The 24,063-nt window shown below is 60.3% G+C and carries 16 protein-coding genes; 2 read left to right on the plus strand and 14 right to left on the minus strand.

The window, feature by feature from the left end; all coding sequences use genetic code 11:
* Positions 1-73: 73 nt before the first annotated feature.
* The 11 genes from hemE to ACOYXE_RS20450 all read right to left on the minus strand — a co-directional run bounded on the left by hemE (position 74) and on the right by ACOYXE_RS20450 (position 15,982).
* Entirely contained in the window at positions 74-1,141 is a 1,068-nt protein-coding gene (hemE, locus tag ACOYXE_RS20400; RefSeq protein ID WP_053116656.1) for a uroporphyrinogen decarboxylase, read from the minus strand.
* Positions 1,142-1,393: 252 nt separating this feature from the next.
* A complete protein-coding gene (locus ACOYXE_RS20405; RefSeq protein WP_039757038.1) occupies positions 1,394-2,812 on the minus strand; it encodes an FAD-dependent oxidoreductase in 1,419 nt (472 codons plus the stop codon).
* Positions 2,813-2,938: 126 nt separating this feature from the next.
* The gene (gene gltB / locus ACOYXE_RS20410; protein ID WP_160055120.1) at positions 2,939-7,384 is read right to left on the minus strand and encodes a glutamate synthase large subunit; all 4,446 of its coding nucleotides are present in this window, start codon (positions 7,382-7,384) and stop codon (positions 2,939-2,941) included.
* Between the two features lie 349 nt (positions 7,385-7,733).
* Positions 7,734-9,326, minus strand: coding sequence for an AAA family ATPase (locus tag ACOYXE_RS20415; RefSeq protein ID WP_160055117.1), 1,593 nt, complete (start codon positions 9,324-9,326; stop codon positions 7,734-7,736).
* A 10-nt stretch (positions 9,327-9,336) separates the two neighbouring features.
* Positions 9,337-10,437, minus strand: a complete 1,101-nt coding sequence (gene aroB, locus ACOYXE_RS20420) for a 3-dehydroquinate synthase (protein ID WP_160055114.1) — start codon at positions 10,435-10,437, stop codon at positions 9,337-9,339.
* Between the two features lie 152 nt (positions 10,438-10,589).
* Positions 10,590-11,108 (minus strand): shikimate kinase AroK, encoded by a 519-nt coding sequence (gene aroK / locus ACOYXE_RS20425; protein WP_011332081.1) that lies wholly within the window; start codon positions 11,106-11,108, stop codon positions 10,590-10,592.
* A 4-nt stretch (positions 11,109-11,112) separates the two neighbouring features.
* Entirely contained in the window at positions 11,113-13,194 is a 2,082-nt protein-coding gene (pilQ, locus tag ACOYXE_RS20430) for a type IV pilus secretin PilQ (RefSeq protein WP_160055111.1), read from the minus strand.
* A gap of 13 nt (positions 13,195-13,207) precedes the next feature.
* The gene (locus tag ACOYXE_RS20435; RefSeq protein ID WP_160055109.1) at positions 13,208-13,735 is read right to left on the minus strand and encodes a pilus assembly protein PilP; all 528 of its coding nucleotides are present in this window, start codon (positions 13,733-13,735) and stop codon (positions 13,208-13,210) included.
* Positions 13,732-14,355, minus strand: a complete 624-nt coding sequence (pilO, locus tag ACOYXE_RS20440; protein ID WP_460926510.1) for a type 4a pilus biogenesis protein PilO — start codon at positions 14,353-14,355, stop codon at positions 13,732-13,734. The genes ACOYXE_RS20435 and pilO overlap by 4 nt, the downstream gene beginning before the upstream one ends.
* On the minus strand, positions 14,352-14,918 hold the full coding sequence (locus tag ACOYXE_RS20445) for a PilN domain-containing protein (protein WP_160055104.1): 567 nt from the start codon (positions 14,916-14,918) through the stop codon (positions 14,352-14,354). Before ACOYXE_RS20445 ends, pilO begins: the two co-directional genes overlap by 4 nt.
* Positions 14,918-15,982 carry a pilus assembly protein PilM gene (locus tag ACOYXE_RS20450; protein ID WP_160055101.1) on the minus strand — a complete coding sequence of 355 codons (1,065 nt, stop codon included), beginning with the start codon at positions 15,980-15,982 and terminating at the stop codon, positions 14,918-14,920. Before ACOYXE_RS20450 ends, ACOYXE_RS20445 begins: the two co-directional genes overlap by 1 nt.
* Positions 15,983-16,201: 219 nt before the next feature.
* Between ACOYXE_RS20450 and ACOYXE_RS20455 the strand changes: the two genes are divergently transcribed.
* Entirely contained in the window at positions 16,202-18,646 is a 2,445-nt protein-coding gene (locus ACOYXE_RS20455; RefSeq protein ID WP_460929865.1) for a penicillin-binding protein 1A, read from the plus strand.
* Positions 18,647-18,966: 320 nt separating this feature from the next.
* Here the strand turns inward: ACOYXE_RS20455 and ACOYXE_RS20460 are convergent, their stop codons facing one another.
* From ACOYXE_RS20460 to rpmE, 3 genes are all read right to left on the minus strand, one after another.
* On the minus strand, positions 18,967-20,235 hold the full coding sequence (locus tag ACOYXE_RS20460) for a malic enzyme-like NAD(P)-binding protein (RefSeq protein WP_038360054.1): 1,269 nt from the start codon (positions 20,233-20,235) through the stop codon (positions 18,967-18,969).
* Between the two features lie 184 nt (positions 20,236-20,419).
* Positions 20,420-21,220 carry a thermonuclease family protein gene (locus tag ACOYXE_RS20465; RefSeq protein ID WP_160055095.1) on the minus strand — a complete coding sequence of 267 codons (801 nt, stop codon included), beginning with the start codon at positions 21,218-21,220 and terminating at the stop codon, positions 20,420-20,422.
* A gap of 14 nt (positions 21,221-21,234) precedes the next feature.
* Positions 21,235-21,462, minus strand: coding sequence for a 50S ribosomal protein L31 (gene rpmE / locus ACOYXE_RS20470; protein ID WP_007909403.1), 228 nt, complete (start codon positions 21,460-21,462; stop codon positions 21,235-21,237).
* Positions 21,463-21,750: 288 nt separating this feature from the next.
* Between rpmE and ACOYXE_RS20475 the strand changes: the two genes are divergently transcribed.
* A complete protein-coding gene (locus ACOYXE_RS20475; protein ID WP_160055092.1) occupies positions 21,751-23,970 on the plus strand; it encodes a primosomal protein N' in 2,220 nt (739 codons plus the stop codon).
* Positions 23,971-24,063 lie beyond the last annotated feature (93 nt).

The following is a 24,063-nucleotide window of genomic DNA, read 5'->3' on the forward strand; positions in this document are numbered from 1 at the left end:
ATCTGTGTCCGACATTGAATCGTGCCAACAAAAACGCCCGGCATCTAGCCGGGCGTTTTTTATGGTGTGGCGATCACTCGTGATACTGCGCCGACAGCTCATGCACCGCACGCAGGAACGCACCGGCGTGCTCCGGATCAACCTCAGGCGTGATGCCATGGCCGAGGTTGAACACGTGGCCGCTGCCCTTGCCGTAGCTGGCCAGAATGCGTCCGACTTCAGTGCGGATCGCTTCCGGTTTGGCGTAGAGCACGGTCGGGTCCATGTTGCCTTGCAGGGCAACCTTGTCGCCAACGCGGGCGCGGGCGTTACCGATGTCGCAAGTCCAGTCCAGGCCCAGTGCGTCGGCGCCGGCGTCGGCGATGCTTTCCAGCCACAGGCCACCGTTTTTGGTGAAGAGGATCACCGGCACTTTGCGTCCATCGTTTTCGCGGATCAGGCCGCTGACGATTTTCTTCATGTAGGCCAGCGAGAACTCCTGATACGCCGCCGCCGACAGGTTGCCGCCCCAGGTGTCGAAGATCTGCACCGCTTGCGCGCCGGCCATGATCTGGCCGTTGAGGTACGAGGTCACCGACTGCGCCAGTTTATCCAGCAGCAGGTGCATGGCTTGCGGGTTGTCGTAGAGCATCGCTTTGGTCTTGCGGAAGTCTTTCGACGAGCCGCCTTCAACCATGTAGGTCGCCAAGGTCCACGGGCTGCCGGAGAAACCGATCAACGGCACACGGCCGTTCAGCTCGCGACGGATGGTGCTGACAGCGTCCATCACATAGCCGAGGTCTTTGTGCGGATCCGGGATCGGCAAGGCTTCGATATCAGCGAGGGTGCTGACGACTTTCTTGAAGCGGGGACCTTCACCGGTCTCGAAATACAAGCCTTGGCCCATGGCATCGGGGATGGTGAGGATGTCGGAAAACAGAATCGCCGCGTCCAGTTGTGGATAACGGTCGAGCGGTTGCATCGTGACTTCGCAGGCGAATTCCGGATTCATGCACAGGCTCATGAAATCACCGGCCTGGGCGCGGCTGGCGCGGTATTCCGGCAGGTAGCGGCCGGCCTGGCGCATCATCCACACCGGGGTGACGTCTACGGGTTGCTTGAGCAGGGCGCGGAGGAAACGGTCGTTCTTCAGGGCAGTCATGTCGGCATCCGGAAAAAAAGTGCGGGCATTTTCTCAGAGCGCGACGCAAAAGGCACGGATGCAGGTCAGCCTTTTGTCTATCGGGTCAATTTATTGCGCTGGAATGCTGATTTTGCAGCACCAGGAAACAACTGTGGGAGCGAGCTTGCTCGCGAAAGGGCCGGCACATCCAACATTGCAGTTGGCTGATAGACCGCTTTCGCGAGCAAGCTCGCTCCCACATTTTTGATCGCATTTCAGATTGAAATGTAATCAGACGCCCAGGTAATCGAGGATCCCTTCGGCGGCGTTGCGGCCTTCGAAGATCGCCGTCACCACCAGGTCGGAACCGCGCACCATGTCGCCACCGGCGAAGATTTTCGGGTTGCTGGTCTGGTGCTTGTACTGACCTTGCTCAGGCGCGACAACGCGGCCCTGGCTGTCGGTCTGGATTTCGAACTGTTCGAACCACGGCGCCGGGCTCGGGCGGAAGCCGAAAGCGATGACCACGGCGTCAGCCGGGATGATCTCTTCGGAGCCCGGGATCGGCTCAGGGCTGCGACGGCCACGGGCGTCCGGTTCGCCGAGACGGGTCTCGACCACTTTCACACCTTCAACCTTGTCTTCACCGACGATGGCGATCGGCTGGCGGTTGTAGAGGAATTTCACGCCTTCTTCCTTGGCGTTCTTCACCTCTTTGCGCGAGCCGGGCATGTTCGCTTCGTCACGACGATAAGCGCAGGTCACCGATTTGGCACCCTGACGGATCGAGGTACGGTTGCAGTCCATCGCCGTGTCGCCGCCGCCCAGCACCACAACCTTCTTGCCTTTCATGTCGACGAAATCTTCCGGCGACTTTTCAAAGCCCAGGTTGCGATTGACGTTGGCGATCAGGAAGTCCAGCGCGTCATACACGCCCGGCAGATCCTCACCGGCAAAACCGCCCTTCATGTAGGTGTAGGTGCCCATGCCCATGAACACCGCATCGTATTCGGCGAGCAGTTGTTCCATGGTCACGTCTTTGCCGACTTCGGTATTCAGACGGAACTCGATGCCCATGCCGGTGAAGACTTCGCGGCGATTGCTCAGCACGGTCTTCTCAAGCTTGAACTCGGGGATGCCGAAGGTCAGCAAGCCACCGATTTCCGGGTTCTTGTCGAACACCACCGGGGTCACGCCGCCGCGTACCAGCACGTCGGCACAACCCAGGCCCGCCGGGCCCGCGCCGATGATCGCGACACGCTTGCCGGTCGGTTTGACCTTGGACATGTCCGGGCGCCAGCCCATCGCGAACGCGGTGTCGGTGATGTACTTCTCGACCGAACCGATGGTCACCGCGCCGAAGCCGTCGTTAAGGGTGCAGGCACCCTCGCACAGACGATCCTGCGGACAGACCCGACCGCAGACTTCCGGCAGGGTGTTGGTCTGGTGCGACAGTTCGGCGGCCTGGAGGATGTTGCCCTCGGCCACCAGCTTCAACCAGTTGGGAATGAAGTTGTGCACCGGGCACTTCCATTCGCAATACGGGTTGCCGCAACCCAGACAGCGGTGGGCCTGATCGGCCGACTGCTGGGGTTTGAACGGTTCGTAGATTTCGACGAACTCTTTCTTGCGTTGACGCAACAGTTTCTTCTTCGGATCTTTGCGCCCGACATCGATGAATTGAAAGTCGTTACTGAGACGTTCGGCCATCTTCAAAACCTCTTACACGACAGCTCCAAGCTACAAGCTTCAAGCTGCAAGAAAATCACATTAGTCCGTTACAGCGCGCACTGGCTCCAGCTTGCCGCTTGAAGCCAGTGGCTTGCAGCTGCGCCGTTATTGCGGACTCGCACGAGTACTGGAGAGCAGAGATTTCAAACTCGCCGCCTTCGGTTTGACCAGCCAGAAACGGCGCAAGTAGTCATCGAGGTTTTCGGCGAGTTCACGACCCCACTCGCTGTCGGTTTCCGCGACGTACTCGTTCAGCACGTTTTGCAGGTGGCTGCGATAGGCTTCCATCGCCTCGCCGCTGATCCGCTGGATTTCCACCAGTTCGTGGTTGACCCGGTCAACGAAGGTGTTGTCCTGATCGAGCACGTAGGCGAAACCACCGGTCATGCCAGAGCCGAAGTTGTAACCGGTCTTGCCCAGAACGCAGACGAAACCACCGGTCATGTACTCACAGCAGTGATCGCCAGTGCCTTCCACAACCGTGTGGGCACCGGAGTTACGCACGGCGAAACGCTCGCCTGCGGTGCCGGCGGCGAACAGCTTGCCGCCCGTGGCGCCGTACAGGCAGGTATTGCCGATGATGGCGCTTTCCTGAGTTTTGTAAACGCTGCCCTTCGGCGGCACGATGGTCAGCTTGCCACCGGTCATGCCTTTGCCGACGTAGTCGTTGGCGTCGCCTTCGAGGTACATGTTCAGACCGCCGGCGTTCCACACACCGAAGCTCTGACCGGCAGTGCCCTTGAAGCGGAAGGTGATCGGCGCTTTCGCCATGCCCTGGTTGCCGTGCTTGCGCGCGATTTCGCCGGAGATCCGCGCGCCGATCGAACGGTCGCAGTTGCAGATGTCCAGATCGAACTCGGCGCCGCTCATGTCGTTGATCGCCGACGAGGCCATCTCGACCATTTTCTCGGCCAGCAGGCCCTGGTCGAACGGCGGGTTGCGCTCAACGCCACAGAACTGTGGTTTGTCCGCCGGGATGTGATCGCTGCCCAACAGCGGCGTCAGGTCCAGGTGATTTTGCTTGGCGGTCTGGCCTTCGAGGATTTCCAGCAGATCGGTACGACCGATCAGCTCTTCGAGGGAGCGTACGCCGAGCTTGGCCAACCACTCACGGGTTTCTTCGGCGACGTAGGTGAAGAAGTTCACCACCATGTCGACGGTACCGATGTAGTGATCCTTGCGCAGCTTCTCGTTCTGAGTCGCAACGCCGGTGGCGCAGTTGTTCAGGTGGCAGATACGCAGGTATTTGCAGCCCAGCGCGATCATCGGCGCGGTACCGAAGCCGAAGCTTTCAGCGCCAAGAATTGCAGCCTTGATCACGTCGAGGCCGGTTTTCAGGCCGCCGTCGGTCTGCACCCGGACTTTGCCACGCAGGTCGTTACCGCGCAGGGTCTGGTGGGTTTCGGCGAGGCCGAGTTCCCACGGTGCGCCCGCGTATTTGATCGAAGTCAGTGGCGAAGCACCGGTGCCACCGTCGTAGCCGGAGATGGTGATCAAGTCCGCATAGGCCTTGGCCACACCGGCGGCGATGGTGCCGACGCCCGCTTCAGCCACCAGCTTCACCGAAACCAGCGCTTTCGGGTTGACCTGTTTCAAGTCAAAAATCAGCTGCGACAAGTCTTCGATCGAATAGATATCGTGGTGCGGCGGTGGCGAAATAAGGGTCACGCCTGGCACTGCGTAACGCAGCTTGGCGATCAAACCGTTGACCTTACCGCCCGGCAGTTGCCCGCCCTCGCCCGGTTTGGCGCCTTGGGCGACCTTGATCTGCAGCACTTCGGCGTTGACCAGGTATTCCGGAGTTACCCCGAAACGGCCAGTCGCAACCTGCTTGATTTTCGAGCTCTTGATGGTGCCGTAACGCGCCGGATCTTCACCACCTTCGCCGGAGTTCGAACGCGCACCGAGGCGGTTCATGGCTTCGGCCAGGGCTTCGTGAGCTTCCGGCGACAGTGCGCCCAGCGAGATACCGGCGGAGTCGAAGCGCTTGAGCACCGATTCCAGCGGCTCGATTTCACTGATGTCCAGCGGCGTGTCGAGGGTCTTGACCTTGAACAGGTCGCGGATCATCGACACCGGACGGTTGTCCACCAGCGAGGTGTATTCCTTGAACTTGGCGTAGTCGCCCTGCTGCACAGCGGCTTGCAGGGTGTTGACCACGTCCGGGTTGTAGGCGTGATATTCGCCACCGTGGACGAACTTCAGCAGACCGCCCTGCTGGATCGGCTTGCGCGGACTCCAGGCTTCGCTGGCCAGTGCTTTCTGCTCGGCTTCGATGTCGACGAAACGCGCACCCTTGATGCGGCTCGGCACGCCACGGAAGCTCAGGTCGCAAACTTCTTCGGACAGGCCGATGGCCTCGAACAGCTGCGCACCACGATACGAAGCAATGGTCGAGATACCCATCTTCGACAGGATCTTCAGCAGACCTTTGGTGATGCCTTTGCGGTAGTTCTTGAACACCTCATAGAGGTCGCCCAGCACTTCACCGGTACGGATCAGGTCGCCCAGCACTTCGTAGGCCAGGAACGGATAAACCGCCGAGGCGCCGAAACCGATCAGCACCGCGAAGTGATGCGGGTCACGGGCGGTCGCGGTTTCAACGAGGATGTTGGAATCGCAACGCAGGCCTTTTTCGGTCAGGCGGTGGTGCACGGCACCGGTCGCCAGGGATGCGTGGATCGGCAGTTTGCCCGGGGCGATATGACGGTCGCTCAGGACGATCTGAGTACGACCGGCGCGCACGGCTTCTTCAGCCTGATCGGCGACATTGCGGATCGCCGCTTCAAGGCCAACGCTTTCATCGTAGTTGAGGTCGATGATCTGCCGCTCGAAGCCCGGGCGGTCGAGGTTCATCAGCGAACGCCACTTGGCCGGCGAGATCACTGGCGAGCTAAGGATCACGCGCGAAGCGTGTTCCGGCGATTCCTGGAAAATGTTGCGCTCGGCACCGAGGCAGATTTCCAGCGACATCACGATCGCTTCACGCAGCGGGTCGATCGGCGGGTTGGTGACCTGCGCGAACTGCTGGCGGAAATAGTCGTACGGCGTGCGCACACGTTGCGACAGCACGGCCATCGGCGTGTCGTCGCCCATCGAGCCCACGGCTTCGTAGCCTTGCTCGCCGAGTGGACGCAGGACCTGATCGCGCTCTTCGAACGTGACCTGATACATCTTCATGTATTGCTTGAGCTGATCGACGTCGTAAAAAGCCGAACCGTGGTCGTTGTCTTCCATGGTCGCCTGAATGCGCAGGGCGTTCTTGCGCAGCCATTGCTTGTACGGATGACGGGACTTCAGACGGTTGTCGATCGCATCGGTGTCGAGGATCTGCCCGGTTTCGGTGTCCACGGCGAAGATCTGGCCAGGGCCGACACGACCTTTGGCAATCACGTCTTCCGGCTTGTAATCCCACACGCCGATTTCCGAGGCGAGGGTGATGAAACCGTTGGTGGTGGTGACCCAGCGCGCCGGGCGCAGACCGTTACGGTCGAGCAGGCACACCGCGTAACGACCGTCGGTCATGACCACGCCGGCCGGGCCGTCCCACGGCTCCATGTGCATCGAGTTGTACTCGTAGAACGCACGCAGATCCGGGTCCATGGTTTCGACGTTCTGCCACGCCGGCGGAATGATCATCCGCACGCCACGGAACAGGTCGATGCCACCGGTGACCATCAGCTCGAGCATGTTGTCCATGCTCGAAGAGTCGGAACCGACACGGTTGACCAGCGGGCCGAGCTCTTCCAGATCCATCAGATCGTTGCTGAACTTGGTCCGACGGGCCTGTGCCCAGTTGCGGTTACCGGTGATGGTGTTGATCTCGCCGTTGTGGGCGAGGAAGCGGAATGGCTGGGCCAGCGGCCATTTCGGCAGGGTGTTGGTGGAGAAGCGCTGGTGGAACACGCAGATCGCGGTTTGCAGGCGCTCGTCGCTCAGGTCCGGATAAAACGCAGCCAGGTCGGCCGGCATCATCAGGCCTTTATAGATGATGGTCTTGTGCGAAAAGCTGCAGATGTAGTGGTCGGAGTCGACGGCGTTGGCCACCGACGAACGACGACGTGCACTGAACAGCTTCACGGCCATGTCCTGATCGCTCAGGCCTTCACCGCCGATGTACACCTGCTCGATCTGCGGCAGGCGCTCAAGAGCGAGGCGGCCGAGGACGCTGGTGTCGATTGGCACTTTGCGCCAGCCGATCAGTTGCAGGCCTTCAGCGAGGATCTCGCGGTTCATGTTTTCGCGAGCGGCTTCGGCCTTGGCCGGATCCTGGTTGAAGAAGACCATGCCCACTGCATATTGCTTGGGCAGTTCGACGCTGAAGGTTTCCTGGGCAATGGCTCGCAGGAACGCGTCAGGTTTTTGAATCAGCAGACCGCAACCGTCACCGGTCTTGCCGTCGGCATTAATCCCACCGCGGTGGGTCATGCAGGTCAGGGCCTCGATGGCCGTTTGCAAAAGGGTATGACTGGGCTCGCCCTGCATATGGGCTATCAGGCCGAAACCGCAGTTATCCTTGAATTCATCTGGTTGGTACAGACCTGCTTTCATAGACACTTTCTCACCAGGCTGCCTCTTTTCGAGGCAAATTTCTTTTCAATTCAACCACTTGCATCCCGCGCCGAACGTACGCCAGCTTAGCAGGGGCAAAAGGGTGGTCATTGTACACAGCGACACAGAGGCTCACAAATTTGACGACGAAATGTCGCAAATTCATGTCGCATTTGTGAAAGGTTTAAAGCGATCTGCTGTGCTAGTCAAAACTTTTTTAATTTTGACCGCAACGACTCAAAGACTACTGTGACGCAGACACCACAAGGCACGCGACCTGGAAGGAAGCGCGCACTCGTAGAAATTTTGAGGTGCTTGGAGAGGCGGCCTGGGTAAGGCCGCCGAATCTTCAGCGAGTTGTTGCCAGTTCCTGTTGGACGCTGGCGACAGTGCGAGGCCAAGGTTTACCAGCCTGAACCTTCGCTGGCAAGGCCTTGATGGCAGAAACGGCTGCATCACGATTGGCAAAGTTGCCGTAGGTGATCACATAGAGAGGTTTGCCGTTGAGCACTTTCTTGAAATAACGGTACTCGCCGCCCTGCTCTTTGACGAAGTTTTGCGCAGTGGCTTCAGAGCTGGTGCCGAGGATCTGTACCACGTAGTTGCCGGTCGGCTGACCCGCGTACCAGCTGCCACCGGCAGCCTTGGCGACGGTCACCGGCTTCTCGGCCGGTTTGGCAGCAGCGGCTGGCTTGGCTGGCGCTGGAGCAGGTTTGGCGACTGGCGCGGCCGGAGCAGGCTTGGCGGTGGCAACTTGCGTCGGCGCCGGCGTCGGCTTGGCGGCTGGCAATGGAACCGGAGTCGGTGCAGGACCGGCCGGAACGCCCGCAGGCGGTGCGGAAGTGGTGACGGTCGGCGGGGTATCGCTGGAACCTTCCAGCGGCACACCATCGTCGCCTTCGGTAATGCCACCGGCCGCTTCGGCCAGCGGGCCGCGCATCACTGGCTGAGAGTTGCCGACCAGCGGCAACGGCATCGGCTGTGTATTACCGGCGAACTCGACGTTCGGCGCGCCGCCATTGGCTGCGCCCTGGCCCAATGGCAACTGTGCCTGTTCATTGGCCGGTGCACCGGTGGTCGGCGCCTTGTTGCGACCCGGCATCAGCCAGGCGGCGGCGACCGCGACCACAACGACGGCGGAAATCGCCAATACGTGTTTCTTCGGCATGTTGAACCCCATACTTGGACGCTTGACCGCTGAGCGGCTGGCAATCATGACTTCGATCAGAGCATCGCGAGCGACCTGGTTGATATTGCCCGGCCAACCCTCGGCACTTTCGTGAATATCAGAGATCTGATCCGCGGTGAAAAGTTCGACACCCCGGCCTGCACCTTCGAGCCGTTGGTCGAGATACTCGCGGGTCTCTTCTTCGGTGTACGGCTGCAATTCGATGACGTGGAACCGCTCTTCCTCAAGGTGCAAAGCCTCGAGCTGAGCGATCAGCGACGACTCGCCGAACAGGAACACGTGCGGGCGACCTTCCGGTGCGCCGGCACCCAACGCCATCAGCGCTTCCAGAGCGGATTCGTCGAGCTGCTCGGCGTCATCTACCAGTAGATAGACTTCCTGGCCGGTCAGCGCAAGTTGCACCACCTGATCCAGAATCGCGCCCACTTCGGCCTGAGCAACGTTCAGCGCCTGCGCCACTTGGCGCAGCACACCGGCTGCATCGCCGGCGCCACGGGCGGAAACCACCACGCTCTGCACCGATTGCTTGTTGGTGCTGGCGACCAAGGCCTGACGCAGCAAAGTCTTGCCGCTACCCTGAGGACCAGTGACCACCAACAACAACTGGCTGTAACGCGCCAAGTGATGCAGTTGACCCAGCACCGGCTTGCGCTGGGCCGGGAAGAACTTGAAACCCGGAACGCGTGGCGCGAACGGGTCGTGACTTAACTGGAAATGGCCGAGAAACGCCTCGTCGGCATGCAAACTAGTCATCGGAATCTTATTAACCTTTAAGCTGAGCCAGGGCGCGGTAATCCGCTCCCAGCGTGGCCTGTAGAACCTCTTTCGGATAATCGTCGGTCACTACCGCTTCGCCCATCCGGCGCAGCAGCACCAGGCGCAGACGACCGTCGATCACTTTTTTGTCGATTGCCATGTGTTGAAGAAAATCGGCTTCGGTCATTTCAGTTGGCGGCACCACCGGCAGGCCAGCGCGCTGGAACAGACGAATACCGCGATCACGCTCCTGCTCGCTGATCCAGCCGAGCCGCGCGGACATCTCCAGCGCCATCACGGTGCCAGCCGCGACCGCTTCCCCGTGCAACCAGACACCATAGCCCATGTGGGTCTCGATGGCGTGGCCGAAGGTGTGGCCGAGGTTGAGCGTGGCGCGCACCCCGGTTTCCTTCTCATCGGCACCGACCACCGCAGCCTTGGCTGCGCAAGAGCGCTCGATCGCGTAAGTCAGGGCTTTCTGATCCAGCGCCCGCAGGGCATCGACGTTGTCTTCGAGCCAGGTCAGGAACGGCTCATCGCAGATCAGACCGTACTTGATGACTTCGGCCAGACCGGCGGACAGCTCGCGCTCTGGCAGGGTTTTCAGGGACGCCGTATCGATCAGCACCACGTTCGGCTGATAGAACGCGCCGACCATGTTCTTGCCCAGCGGATGGTTGATGCCGGTCTTGCCGCCCACCGACGAATCGACCTGGGACAGCAATGTGGTGGGAATCTGGATGAAGTCGACGCCGCGCTGGTAACAGGCAGCGGCGAAACCGGCCATGTCGCCGATCACACCGCCGCCGAGGGCGATCACTGTGGTGCGGCGATCATGACGGGCGGTCAGCAGACCGTCGAAGATCAGTTGCAGGGTTTCCCAGTTCTTGAAGGCTTCGCCGTCCGGCAGCACCACGGAGATCACCGAGTACTGCGCCAGGCTGCGAGTCAGACGTTCGAGATAGAGCGGCGCAACGGTCTCGTTGGAGATGATTGCCACCTGCCGCCCATGAATATGCGGTGCCAGCAACTCGGGCTGATCCAACAAACCTTCGCCAATATGAATCGGGTAGCTGCGCTCGCCTAGATCGACCTTGAGTGTCTGCATGTGTCCCCACAGTGAAGATGGAAGCAGGCGTCCTGCCCTGAATTATTGGTTATCTGCGGCCTATAGCGGGTATGACGCCGCTCGCACGCCATCCGCCACAACCTCGGCGGGCTGTGACAGGACGCCGAGGATAGCGCATTTCGAGCGATGCTTTAACGGGGAGGCAACTGCGCCAGACGATCGAGAATATCGAGTACGACCATGCGTGGCGGCCGTTCGTCGGTTTCCACCACCAGATCGGCGATTTCCCGATAGAGCGGATCACGAATCGCCAGCAGGTCGCGCAGGGTTTTCTCCGGATTGGCAGTGCGCAGCAACGGTCGATTGCGGTCACGCGAAGTGCGGCCGACCTGCTGCTCGACGGAGGCGTGCAGATACACCACTCGCCCGCCCTCATGCAGGGCTTTGCGATTGGCATCGCGCATGACTGCACCACCGCCGGTCGCCAACACCACGCCATCGAACGCGCACAGCTCGGCGATCATCGCCTGCTCACGGTCACGAAAGCCGGGTTCGCCTTCCTTGTCGAAGATCCACGGGATATTGGCGCCCGTGCGCAGCTCAATTTCCTTGTCGGAATCTTTGAACGGCAGGCGCAGCTCTTTGGCCAGTAACCGGCCGATGGTGCTTTTACCAGCACCCATCGGTCCTACAAGAATCAAATTTCGCACAGAATCAACGACTCACAGCAATCGCCTGGTTATTCATGATACGTGGTGTGAGAAATACCAGCAGCTCGGATTTTTTCTCCGAAACCACATCACGCCGGAAAAGGCGGCCAAGATACGGCACATCGCCAAGAAATGGCACCTTATCTACGACCTTGCTTTGAGTATTTGAGAAAACACCGCCAATCACGATGGTTTCGCCGTCGTTGACCAGCACCTTGGCGTTGACCTCGTTTTTCTTGATCGGCGGCACATCCTGCACTTTGTTCAGGTAATCCGGTTCGTCCTTGGTGACCTTGACCTCCATGATGATGCGGTTGTCGGGGGTGATCTGCGGGGTGACTTCCAGTGACAGCGAGGCCTCCTTGAACGACACCGACGTCGCGCCGCTTGAGCTGGCTTCCTGATAAGGAATCTCGGTGCCTTTGAGGATTTTTGCGGTTTCCTTGTCGGAGGTGACCACTTTCGGCTGCGAGACGATTTCACCGTTGCCGGTTTTCTCCATCGCTGTCAGCTCGAGATCGAGCAAGACATTGTCAGTGATGAAGGCAATGCCGATCCCCGAGGTATTACCCACGGTCCCCATGTCGACGAACGGCGAGTTGGTGCTGGTGCTGCCTGGTGTGCCGATGGTGGTCGATGAGCCATTACTGACGCCCGAAGTGTTCCAGTTACCCTTGTTCTGGATCGACCCGCCCCAGCGTACGCCCAGGCTTTTGTCGTAATCGACGTTAGCCTCGACGATCCGCGCCTCGATCATCACCTGACGCACCGGAATATCCAGCTGCGCCACGATCCGCCGCAGTTCGTCGAGACGATCCTGAGTCTGGTAGGCAATGATGTTGTTGGTTCGCTCATCGACGGTAATCGAACCGCGCTCATCGATTTTAGCCTCGGCACTGGTCACCGACTGGAACAGCTTGGCGATGTCCGCCGCCTTCGCGTAGTTCACTTGCAGCAGTTCACGGCGCAACGGCGCCAGCTCGGCAATCTGCTTCTGCGACTCCAGTTCCTGGCGCTCGCGGGCAGCGATTTCATCGGCGGGAGCCACCAGCAGCACGTTGCCGATCTTGCGTTTATCCAGACCTTTGGTTTTCAGCACCAGATCCAGCGCCTGATCCCACGGCACGTTTTGCAGGCGCAAAGTGATGCCACCCTGCACCGTGTCGCTGGCGACAAGGTTGAGGTTGGTGAAGTCGGCGATCAGTTGCAGCACCGAGCGCACATCAATGTCCTGGAAATTCAGCGAAAGCTTTTCGCCGACGTAAGCCTGACGATCGGCGTTGCGCTTTTGCAGGTCATCGACCGTCATAGGGCGGACGCTGACGGTCAGTTTGTTGTCGGTCTGGAAGGTCGAGTACTCGTAAGTACCACTGGGTTCAACGGTAATAACCGTGCGATCAGCGGTCACTCCGGCATTGACGAACTGCACCGGGGTGGCGAAATCCTTGACGTCAAGGCGCACCCGCAGCTTGTCCGGCAACTGCGTGCGGGCAAAGCTGAGGATGATCTTGCCGTCATGCTCCTGGATATCCGGGGCAATGGTCGGGTCGGACAGGTCGATGACGACATTGCCTTCACCTGCCGTACCGCGCTGGAAGTCCACACCGCGAATCGCCCGGTTTTTCGGCACAAAGGCCTTGGCGGGCGCAACCGCTTTAGCAGTAGCACGAGGTGCAACGGCAGCAGGACGCGGCGCCGCTGCCGGTGCGCCCTGACCGACCACCACGAACAGGTTATTGCCTTCGACCCGCGTGTTGTAAGGCGCCAGTTGCGTGAGGCTGACGATCAACCGAGTCCGATCCTTGGCCTCGACCACCGTGGCCGTGCGCGCATTGCCACTGCCCAGATCAAGATTCTTGCTGGCCAACTGACTGGCGACACCGGGCAGATCCAGGGCGATCCGCGCCGGCGATTCAGTGGTGTAGCCCTTGGGTTGCGGCGGCGGGCCGTCGAACGACAACTTCAGCTCGACGCGATCACCCGGCAACGCTGCCACATCCAGCGTCTTCAGATTGGCCGCGAGTACCATCGGCGACATCAGCGCTATCCATAGCGAAAAACCGAGGGTGGAGAAAATCCTGTTCATTGTTCGACTTCCACTATGAGTGCTCTTTCAAAGGAATGGTGCGCGGACGCTCCAGCCAGGCGCCTTCGCCGTCGGGAACGATTTCGACCACATCGACCTGGGTGGCACTGATGGCGACGATACGTCCGTCGTTGCGCCCCAGGTAATCGCCGACTTTCAACCGATGCACGCCGCCAGCACCGCGCAGCAGCGCGAAGGAGCCGGAAGCATTGGCAATCGTGCCGACCATCTCGAACTGCTCGATGTTGAAACCTTCGAGGTATTGCTTGACCCGGTTGGGGTCGGGTTTGACGTTGCGTGACCCGTGTTTCTGCCCGGCCAGATCAACGCGCACCTGTCGCGAGAACGGACTGCGCAGGTTGGCCGCGCTGTAAGTGAATGTTGGGTAAGACCGGAATGTCGGGGTTGGTTCAATCTTGCCTGCCGGGCGCAGGCGCACTTCATTCAGGTAGGCGTCGAGGTCACTGAAGTCATCGCTGCCACCACAACCGTTCAACGCAAGCAGCGTCATCGACAACGCGATACAACGAATCGGGCTCATTTCTGCAGCCCCTTGTCGTTGTACCGGTAGGTCTTGGCAAGGATGCTCATGCGTAACTTCGGCCCGCCTTCTTTATTTGCAGGCGCCAGTTCGAAGTCATGCAGGGTAACGATGCGCGGCAGGCCGGCCACGCCGCTGACGAAGGTCGCGAGGTCGTGATAGGCGCCGGTGACGGTGATCTGAATCGGCAGCTCTATGTAGAACTGCTGAGTGACCTCCGGCAGCAGTTTGATCTCTTCAAACTCCAGACCACTGCCCAGGCCAGTGCGGGTGATGTCCTCGAGCAAACCCGGCACTTCGGTGTCACTGGGCAATTGCCGCAACAACACGCCGAAGGTGTTTTCCATCTCCTTCATTTGCTGGGTGTACAACTCAAGATTGGCTGACAGGCGAGCCTTGCTGGCGAACTGCTCCTTGAGCGCGGCCTCTTCCTCGCGCTTGGCCTCCAGCTGGTTTTCCATATCACTGATGAAAAAGTTATAGCCAAACGCCAATACCAGCACCATCAACAGCGCCCCGGCGATGGCTTTCACTGCCGCCGGCCACGAGCCGATGTTGCTCGTATCGAGGTCGTTGAAATCGATATCGCGCAGACTTTCCAGCCATTCGGACGGCTTCATTGCTCGTCCTCCAAGGTCTTGGGCTGGGTCTGCCGAACGGTCAGTTCAAAGGTGTTGGCCTCATCCACCTGGCCTGCGGTCGTCGCTTTCACCTCATTGAGGCTCGGCGCGTCGAACCAGTCGGAGGCATCCAGATTACGCATCAGCTCGGAGACCCGGTTGTTCGATTCTGCAGCACCACTGATCGACAGAGTCTTGCCAACCATCTTCACGTCGGTGAAATACACCCCGTCCGGCAGCGAACGTGCCAGTTGATCGAAGATCCGCCCGCTGATCTGCCGGTTGCCCTGCAAGTCCTGGATGATGCGCATGCGTTCGACCAGTTGCTGACGGCGCGCCTTGAGATCGCTGATCTGTCTGATCCGTTCGTCGACCACGGCGATCTGCTTGCCGATGTAGTCGTTGCGCGCCACTTGCCGCTCAATGGCCGCACTGATGACCTGATCGGCAATCAGCACCGCACCGACCGAGCCGACGACAACACCGATCAAGGCCAGCAGGAAGTGTTTGCGCCGTTCTTCACGGCGCTCTTCGCGCCAGGGCAGGAGGTTGATCCGCGCCATCAGTCGAAACTCCTGAGCGCGAGCCCGCAGGCGATCATCAGGGCCGGCGCGTCACTGGCCAGCGCTCCGGCGTTGACCTTGCTGCTCAAGGCCATGTTGGCAAACGGGTTGGCCACTTGCGTTGGCGTGTTCAGGCGCTGCTCGATCAGCCGATCCAGCCCGGATACCGACGCCGTGCCGCCAGCCAGCAGAATGTGGTCGACCGCGTTGTATTGCCCGGAAGCGAAGAAGAACTGCAGCGAGCGCGACACCTGCTGGACCAGCGCCTCTCGAAACGGCTGCAAGACCTCGCTGATGTAATCATCGGGCAGGCCGCCCTGTTTTTTCGCCAGCCCCGCCTGCTCGAGGGTGAGGCCATAACGCCGCTGGATCTCCTCGGTCAATTGCCGACCGCCAAACAATTGTTCGCGGGTGTAGATGATCTTGCCGTTGTGCAAGACGCTAAGGGTGGTCATGGTCGCGCCGATATCGACGACGGCGACAGTGAGCCGCTCTTGCGTGGCCGCCAGTTGCGTGGCGAGCAACCCGAAAGAGCGCTCCAGCGCATAGGCTTCGACATCAACGACCCGCGCAGTCAGCCCGGCGAGTGCCAGCGCCGCTTCACGGACTTCGACGTTTTCCTTGCGACAAGCTGCCAGCAGCACGTTGACTCGTTCAGGGTTGCGCGGCGAAACGCCCTGGACTTCGAAATCGATGGCGACTTCGTCCAGCGGATAGGGAATGTATTGGTCGGCTTCGATCTTGAGCTGGTTTTCCAGTTCGTCGTCGGTCAGCCCGGCGTCCATTTCGATGACTTTGGTGATCACGGCGGAACCGGCCACCGCGACCGCCACGCTTTTGAGCCCGGTGCGCGCCTTGACCAGCACCCGGCTCAGGGCCTGGCCGACGCCTTCAAGCTCGGCGATGTTCTTTTCGACCACGGCGTTGACCGGCAATGGCTCTACCGCGTACGCCTCGACCCGGTAGCGATCACCCTGACGGCTCAGTTCCAGCAGCTTCACTGACGTAGAGCTGATGTCGATCCCCAGTAACGTATTGGTCTTTTTATTGAAGAGTCCCAGCACTACCAATTCCCTATGACTTTCCGTGAGTTACGGACTCTGTAATACGCATTGCGTTCCTTCACCCCGTCTTGACAGAAGCGCAAATGACGCCCCCAGCAGAAAAGTGCTTATAATGCCCAGCGTTTTTTTCCGCTTTTTACTGCCTGCGCGGATGGTTCTGTGTGTAGCCGGAACCCCGTCGCCAAATTCATTCTTTGCACTGGATGTCCAAAAGCCTTGATTCGTCTGCTGAAATTTTTCGGTTGGTCCATCGTCGCCGTTTTCTGCGGACTGCTTTTAGGTCTCAGCGGCGCGTTTCTTTACCTTAGTCCGGGTTTGCCTTCTGTGGAGGCTCTGCGAAGCATTCAGTTGCAGATTCCATTGCGGGTCTACAGTAGCGACAACAAGTTGATCGCCGAATTTGGCGAAATGCGCCGCACACCGATCCGTTTCGCCGACATTCCGCCCAATTTCATTAATGCGTTACTAAGTGCTGAAGACGACAATTTCGCCAACCACTATGGCGTCGATCCGAGCAGCCTGATGCGTGCGGCGACCCAACTGGTCAAAAGCGGGCACATTCAGTCCGGCGGCAGCACGATCACCATGCAGGTGGCGAAGAACTTCTTCCTGACCAGCGAACGCAGCTTCTCGCGCAAAACCACCGAAATTCTGCTGGCCCTGCAGATCGAACGACAACTGACCAAGGACGAGATCCTTGAGCTGTACGTCAACAAGATCTATCTGGGTAACCGTGCCTATGGCATCGAGGCGGCGGCGCAGGTGTATTACGGCAAGTCGATCCGTGATGTCAGCCTGGCGCAGATGGCAATGATCGCCGGCCTGCCGAAAGCGCCGTCGCGCTTCAACCCGTTGGCCAACCCGGCGCGCAGTAAAGAGCGTCGCGACTGGATCCTCGGGCGCATGTACAAGCTCGGCAAGATCACCGAAGCGGATTACACCGCCGCGATCAACGAACCGCTGAACGCCAGCTATCACGTGCCGACCCCGGAAGTGAACGCGCCGTACATTGCCGAAATGGCCCGTGCCGAAATGGTCGGCCGTTATGGCAGCGATGCTTACACCGAAGGTTTCCGCGTCACCACCACGGTGCCGAGCAACCTGCAGGAAATGGCCAACACCGCGCTGCACGAAGGCTTGATGACCTACGACCAGCGCCATGGCTACCGCGGCCCCGAGTCGCGCCTGCCGGGCAAGACTCGCGAAGCCTGGGCCAGTGAGCTGACCAAACAACGCACCATCAGCAGCCTCGAACCGGCCATCGTCACTCAGGTCGACAAGAACGGTCTGCAAGTGCTGACCCGCACCGGCGAAGAACACGTCGCCTGGGACACCATGAAATGGGCACGACCGTTCCTCAACACCAACAGCATGGGCGCCAATCCGCGCCAGCCGTCGGATGTCGCGGCGGTCGGTGATCTGGTTCGCGTGCAGCGTCAGAAAGACAATTCGCTGAAATTCAGCCAGATTCCACAAGCGCAAGGTGCGCTGGTGTCGCTGGATCCGCAGAACGGTGCGATTCGCTCGCTGGTCGGCGGTTTCGCCTTCGAACAGAGCAACTATAACCGCGCGATGCAGGCCAAGCGTCAGCCGGGTTCGAGCTTCAAGCCGTTCGTCTACAGCGCTGCGCTGGACAGCGGCTACACCGCTGCCACGCTGGTCAACGACGCACCGATCGTGTTCGTCGACGAGTACCTTGACAAGGTCTGGCGTCCGAAGAACGACACCAACACCTTCCTCGACCCGATCCGCTTGCGTGAAGCGCTTTACAAGTCGCGCAACCTCGTATCGATCCGCTTGCTGCAGGCGATGGGCGTGGGCAAGACCATCGACTACATCACCCGCTTCGGCTTCAACAAGCAGGACCTGCCCCCAAACCTGTCGCTGGCGCTGGGCACCGCAACGCTGACACCGATGGAGATTGCCACCGGTTGGAGTACGTTCGCCAACGGCGGCTACAAGATCACCCCGTACATCATCGACAAGATCGAAAGCCGTAACGGCGACACGCTGTTCGTCGCCAACCCGCCGACTGTGCCTCAGGGTGGTTCGGCGACGGACGGTATCGCGGCACCGAATACCGAATCCTTTACGGTCAACGCCGCACCGGTTGCGGGTGAAGCGCCAGGCAACGCAGCGGTACCGCAAGCGCCGGCCGTGGCTGAACGAATTGTCGACGGCCGCACCACGTATATCCTCAACAGCATGTTGCAGGACGTGATCAAGCTCGGCACCGGCCGTCGCGCATTGGCCATGGGCCGCAGCGATATCGCCGGTAAAACCGGTACCACCAACGAATCGAAAGATGCCTGGTTCTCTGGTTACAACGCCGATTACGTGACCACGGTCTGGACCGGTTTCGACCAGCCGGAAAGCCTCGGCCGTCGTGAGTTCGGCGGCACCGTGGCGCTGCCGATCTGGATGAACTACATGTCGGCTGCGCTCAAGGACAAGCCGCCGCACGTGCAGCCTGAGCCGGAAGGTTTGCTGAGCTTGCGTGTGGATCCGGTCAGTGGCCGTGCGGCGACGCCGAGCACGCCGGGCGCGTACTTCGAGCTATTCAAGTCCGAAGACACGCCGCCGTCGGTGAATGAACTGGGCAATGGTACGGCGCCGGGCAGCCCGTTGCCGGCGGATGAGCAGGCGCCGATCGATTTGTTCTGATCCAGCGGCATTGAAAAGCCCCGCCTTCGATTGAAGTGCGGGGCTTTTTTATGGCTGAAGATCAACAGCCCCTCACCCTAGCCCTCTCCCGGAGGGAGAGGGAACTGATTGGGGGATGCTGGTGAGGGATGCCGACCTGAACGTGCTGTGCCGAATCCATAATCGACACCACTCTTTCAGGTCGGCATATAACCCCAGACGACTCGGTTAGTCCCCTCTCCCTCCGGGAGAGGGTTAGGGTGAGGGGGCTCTTGATCTTCAGGCAATAAAAAGCCCCGACTCTCACGAGCCGGGGCTTTCGGTTGAAGCGCTACAACGACTTAGCCGTTGAACACGTCATCCACGCTTTTCAGCGGGTAGTTCTTCGGATACGGCAGGGTCGCCACACCAGTCTCGATCGCGGCCTTGGCTACAGCGTCGGAGATCAGGGTGATCAGGCGCTTGTCCATTGGCTTCGGAATGATGTACTCACGGCCGAATTCCAGCGGAGCACCGCCGTAGGCATCGCACACGTCCTGTGGAACCGGCAGCTTGGCCAGTTCACGCAGGGCGTTGGCAGCAGCCACTTTCATTTCTTCGTTGATGCGCTTGGCGCGAACGTCCAGGGCACCACGGAAGATGAACGGGAAGCCCAGTACGTTGTTGACCTGGTTCGGGTAGTCCGAACGGCCGGTCGCCATGATCACGTCGCTACGGGTGGCGTGCGCCAGTTCCGGGGAGATTTCCGGATCCGGGTTCGAGCAAGCGAACACGATCGGGTTGGCCGCCATCGACAGCAGGCCTTCAGCGCTCAGCAGGTTCGGACCGGACAGACCGACGAACACGTCAGCGCCTGCCAGTGCGTCAGCCAGGCTGCGCTTGTCGGTGGCGTGAGCGAATACTGCTTTGTACTGGTTCAGGTCGTCACGGCCGGAGTGGATCACGCCGGTACGGTCAACCATGAAGATGTTTTCGATGCGTGCGCCCATGCTCACCAGCAGTTTCATGCAGGAGATGGCGGCAGCGCCGGCGCCCAGGCAGACGATCTTGGCGTCTGGCAGGGTTTTGCCGGCGATTTCCAGGGCGTTGATCATGCCCGCAGCGGTCACGATCGCGGTGCCGTGCTGGTCATCGTGGAATACCGGAATGTCGCACTGCTCGATCAGAGCACGTTCGATCTCAAAGCACTCTGGCGCCTTGATGTCTTCCAGGTTGATGCCACCGAAGGTGATGGAGATGCGTTTTACCGTGTCGATGAAGGCTTGCGGGCTTTCGGAGTCGACTTCGATGTCGAAAACGTCGATGCCGGCGAAGCGCTTGAACAGTACGCCTTTACCTTCCATCACTGGCTTGGAAGCCAATGGGCCGAGGTTGCCCAGACCGAGAATCGCGGTGCCATCGGAAATGACTGCAACCAGGTTGCCCTTGCCGGTGTATTTGTAGGCCAGTTCGGGATCGCGGGCGATCTCACGCACTGGTTCAGCTACGCCGGGGCTGTACGCCAGCGACAAGTCGCGAGCGGTAGCAGTGGCCTTGGTGAGCTCGACACTCAGCTTCCCTGGACGAGGATTGGCATGATATTCGAGAGCGGCAGTTTTCAGATCAGACATTTTGGCATTCCGCTTTTTACTGTTGGACAGACTGGTCAGCGAGGATACGCGCCTCGCAAAGTCCCCACAAGACTGAGCGGTCACCCCTGTCAAGCGCCCTGCCCTACGACTTTGGGCCAAGAGCCACGGCGCACAAGGGCTAGACTGTTCACAATCGACATAAAAAATGTCTACAATTTTTTCTTCAGCGCGGCGTTTGCAACATCGATGGATCGGTCAGCGGAAGTAGCCAACGCGACTGACCGGATTGCAATCCGCCGCGCCGCGAGCGATCAACGATCCAGCCGCGAGCCTCGATCTGCTTGCCTTTCAGCGCCTGCAACCGGGTATTGTCGAATTGTCCGACCAGATTGGGTGCAACGCGCAATACAAGCGCGTCCTGCAACTCGATCCAGATTCCCCCGCGATTGCGCTGAACCTTGCTCACACGCCCACTGACCACAGCAAAACCCGAGCGCTGGATCTGCTCCGCTTTCAGTACAGGAGACTGCCGCCAGAGGCCCAGCCCGGCCTTTCGCGCACTGCGTTCGGCGGCTTGCTGACAGGTAACAAGATCGACATTCGGCGCAACGGCGACCTGGAAACCGAGGCCATCGGCGAGCATCTGCGCTTCGAGATTGGCGCCGCTGGCGCTGTAAATATGCGCAAGCGTACGCCCGTAATGGTCTTTGGCTTGCTTGCCGGGGCGCAAACCGACACGTCCGCCGCTGGCATCGACCAGCGCTTGCAGGCGTTTGCGTGCCGCCACCGCGAAGGGTTCATCGCCGCGGCCCTGTTTGCCCAGCTCAGGCGTGTTGAGGCCGATCATCCGCACGCTGCGACCGTCGCTCAGGCGCAGCGTGTCACCATCGACCACGCGCTGCACCGTGACGCTGGTCAGCTGCGCAGGCGTCGGACAGAAAGCGTGCGCGCCGGACAGCCAAAACGCGGACACAAAAAAGGCGCCCGCAAGGGACGCCTTTTTCAGCAATGAGGAAAAGCCCACCGGGCCCTTCAACCTTACTCTGCAGCAGCAGGTTTCTTGCCGAAAGCACCGAAACGGTCTGCGAACTTCTGAACGCGACCACCGGTGTCCAGAGTCTTCTGCTTACCGGTGTAGAACGGGTGGCATTCGTTGCACACGTCGATTGGCAGAGCTTTGCCGAAAGTCGAACGGGTTTCGAACTTGTTGCCACAGCTGCAGGTAACAGCGATGACTGGGTAATTCGGGTGGATATCAGCTTTCATGGTGTCTTCCTCAGCTAGCGTGCCGCCATCCAACACTATTGTTGAATACCGCACGTAATTAGGCCGCGGATTCTACCAGACCTTTTCAAACACGCAAGCTGTCACCGAGACCGACCGTCTGCTAGGCTCCCGGCCCATTGCGCTGTCCCTGTGGGAGCGAGCCTGCTCGCGAAGACGATCTATCAGCCAGCATATTAGCCGCCTGACACACCGCTTTCGCGAGCAGGCTCGCTCCCACAGGTTATGTACGCAGTCCTTTTAATCGCCTGTTGATAGAGATCCCCCCGCGTGCCCGACGCCATCTTGCGCCTCGCCTTGCCTTCGCCCTTGCGCCGCTTGTTCGACTATCGAGCCCCGGCCGGCGTACTGCGCGAGCAATTGCAGCCGGGCATGCGCCTGCGGGTGCCGTTCGGTCGGCGCGAGATGATCGGGATTCTGGTCGAGGTCACGGACACCAGCGAAGTGCCGGTGGAGAAACTCAAGCCGGCGCTGGCCCTGCTCGATGCGACACCGCCGCTGCCACCGGCACTCTTCAAGTTGTGCCTGTGGACCTCGCAGTATTATCAGCACAGCCTAGGTGACACCCTGAACTGGGCACTGCCAGTCCTGCTGCGTCAGGGTGAGCTGGCCGAAGCCCGCCAGGAGCGTTTCTGGTCGATCACCCCCGGCGCCAGCCTTGATGATCCGCGCGTTGCCCGCGCGCCGCGTCAGCGTGAAGCACTGGCGACGCTGGCCCAGCACCCACACGGCGTCGCCCATCAGTTGCTGAGCAAACTGATGCTGAGCAAGGACAGCCTCGATCTGTTGCTGGCGAAAAATCTGGTGCAAGTGGAAATACGCCGCCATGCCCCGGGCGCGCGTCACGAACACTGGCTCGCTCAGCCGGAATTGCCGCTCAACGCCGAACAGCGCGCTGCCTATGAGGCGATCCGCGCCGGTTTCGACAGTTATCACGCGTTCCTGCTGGCCGGGGTTACCGGCAGCGGCAAGACCGAAGTCTATTTGCAACTGATCCGCGAAACCCTCGAAGCCGGCAAGCAGGCGCTGGTGCTGATCCCGGAGATCAACCTCGGCCCGCAGACCCTGGCGCGCTTCGAGCAGCGTTTCAACGCGCGGATCGCCCTGCTGCACTCGGCAGTCAATGACCGCGAGCGCCTCGACGCCTGGCTCGCCGCCCGGGATGGCGAGGCCGACATTATTATCGGTACCCGATCGGCGCTGTTTACGCCGATGAAGAATCCCGGGCTGATCATCATCGACGAAGAGCACGACGGCTCTTATAAACAGCAGGAAGGTTTGCGCTACCACGCCCGCGATCTGGCGCTGGTACGTGCCCGCCAGGAAAACATCCCGATCGTGCTGGGTTCAGCCACCCCGTCGCTGGAAAGTCTGCACAACGCCTACACCGGCCGTTACGGTCTCCTACGCCTGAATGAACGTGCCGGCGGCGCCAAGCAGCCGCGCTTCCTGCGCCTGGATGTAAAAAGCCGCCCACTGGACAGCGGCATTTCCGGGCCGATGCAGCAAGCTATCGGTCAGACACTGGCAAACGGGCAACAGGTTTTGGTGTTCCTCAACCGTCGCGGTTTTGCACCGACGTTGCTGTGCCACGATTGCGGCTGGATGTCCGAGTGTTCGCGCTGCGATGCGCGGATGACCGTGCACCAGCGCTACGGCGAATTACGTTGCCACCATTGTGGCTATGTCGAGCGCACGCCGCGCCAGTGCCCGAAGTGCAACAAGGTTGATTTGCGGCCCGTGGGCGCCGGCACCGAGCGCGCCGAAGAACGCCTGGCGATTCTTTTTCCGGACTATCCGGTGCTGCGCGTTGACCGCGACAGCACATCGCGCAAGGACGCGATGAATCAATTGTTCGCGACGATTCAGAAGGGGCAGCCGTGCATTCTGGTCGGCACGCAAATGTTGGCGAAAGGGCACCACTTTCCACGAGTGACGCTGGTGTCGATCCTCGATGCCGACGGCGGTTTGTTCTCCGGCGACTTCCGCGCCAGCGAGCGCATGGCGCAGCTGATCGTGCAGGTGGCCGGGCGTGCCGGGCGAGCAGAAGAACCGGGCAAGGTGATCATTCAGACGCACCTCGCCGACCATCCATTATTGGTGCAGCTCACCGAACAGGGCTATTTCGCCTTTGCCGAACAGGCCTTGAGCGAGCGCCGGGCTGCCGGGTTGCCGCCGTTTGCGCATCTGGCATTGTTGCGTGCCGAAGCGCACAAGCCGGGGCAAGCAGAAGGCTTTCTCGATGAGGCGTGCAGCGAAGCCGAGCGCTTGCTGGCTGAGCAGAATCTGAGCGGGATCGAATTGCTCGGGCCAGTGCCTGCGCCGATGGAGCGCCGTGCTGGCCGTTATCGCGCGCAGTTGTTGTTGCAGGCGACGGCGCGGGCGCCGCTGCATCGGTTGCTGGCGAGTTGGTTGCTGGTGCTGGAGCAGATGCCGAGTGGGCGCGCGGTGCGCTGGTCGCTGGATGTCGATCCCGTCGATTTGTATTGAAATTCAAAAGATCGCAGCCTTCGGCAGCTCCTACAGGAAAATGCGTATCACCGTGTAGGAGCTGCCGAAGGCTGCGATCTTTTGATCTGAATG

This window comes from Pseudomonas sp. MC6 (assembly GCF_054790575.1).